Source organism: Vibrio sp. 2096 (assembly GCF_033339595.1).
In the GTDB taxonomy this organism is placed as follows: Bacteria; Pseudomonadota; Gammaproteobacteria; order Enterobacterales; family Vibrionaceae; genus Vibrio; species Vibrio alginolyticus.
This window is the reverse complement of sequence record NZ_JAWOUX010000073.1, coordinates 1-1,215: the sequence shown is the minus strand read 5'-3', so window position 1 is coordinate 1,215 and position 1,215 is coordinate 1. Positions and strand designations below refer to the sequence as shown.

The 1,215-nt window shown below is 43.8% G+C and carries 2 protein-coding genes; one reads left to right on the top strand and one right to left on the bottom strand.

The genetic code is table 11. The features are described 5' to 3' along the window. Positions 1-808, top strand: an 808-nt coding sequence (locus R7Q41_RS24130) for a LysR family transcriptional regulator (RefSeq protein WP_318144721.1), incomplete at its 5' end; no start/stop codon positions are given. Here the strand turns inward: R7Q41_RS24130 and R7Q41_RS24125 are convergent. After that, on the bottom strand, positions 744-1,215 hold a 472-nt coding region (locus R7Q41_RS24125; RefSeq protein ID WP_318144720.1), incomplete at its 5' end, for a TSUP family transporter. The genes R7Q41_RS24130 and R7Q41_RS24125 overlap by 65 nt on opposite strands.

Below are 1,215 nucleotides of genomic sequence, written 5' to 3'. Positions count from 1 at the left end.
GAGCCGCACTGGTAGTCAGCTGTACATCAGCCAATCTGCGGTGAGTAAACGTATCGCCAATTTAGAAAAAAAGTTAGGAAAGAAACTGATCGAGCCAAACGGCAGACACATTAAACTAACCTCGGATGCTCTGGCCCTTATCAATACGATAGAGCCCACATTCAATGAGTTACGAGGACAGATTTACGATCAGCAAGAGCTCGAAGATACGTCATTAATAAAAATGGATTGCTCAGAAACTCTCGTCGCAGGTTATCTGAGTATGATTATGGAAGAGCAACTGGCACGCGATCCTTATCTCAGAATCTCCACCAATCACACTCCGAGAATCGTTGAAAACGTAAAATCAGGGCGAGCGACCCTAGGATTCTGCGCTGGTTACTTACCTTCTCATCACGGTTTGATGAGCGTTCATCTCGCCGATGAGCCTTTCTCTATAATAAGTAAATACCCGCTAACTCAATTACCAAACGCGATTTTAACTAACGATTTGAATAACCCAGCCAATACATACCAGCAAGCCATTTTGTCCAAGTACGAGATCCCACCTTTGATGGAAATGGACTCCTACACTGCGGCAGCGCAATTAGCTTTAAAAGGTATGGCACCAGCACTGATACCTAAATCCATCATCAAAACACTCAACATCGCATCAAATTTCTGTTTTGAATTCGAAGAACTAGAGCCTCTAATTCGCCCAATACACATCTGTCTTCGCCACAACACATACCGCAATCAGCGAATTAAAACAGTGTTAGAAGCCATTGCTGATGTTGTTGCCAAAGAAGTTTTGTTGCCATCAGCATAGACATGGTAATCACTAGAGGTCGAATCCACTTTTGACCTTTGGTAACCACCACTTTTGCGCCAAGTTGAGCGCCAATAAAGCCACCGACCGCCATCGTCAAACCAATTTCCCATACAGGTAACCCTGCGATAACGAAAAACAACAATGCGGCGATGTTTGAAGTGAAATTCAAAATCTTAGTTCGTGCTGTTGCATCCACGAGAGAAAAGTGGCCAAGAGCAACAAAGCACACAGTAAAAATCGAGCCCGTACCGGGGCCAAAGAAACCATCGTAGAAACCAACTCCACCACCGATACACAAAGCAAACATCGCTTCGGCAAGTTTTGGTTCTCCATCGATTTTTCGAGTACTTGGTGCGAGTAAAAAATAAAGAGAAATCGCAATTAGAAGAACAGGAATCAAACTG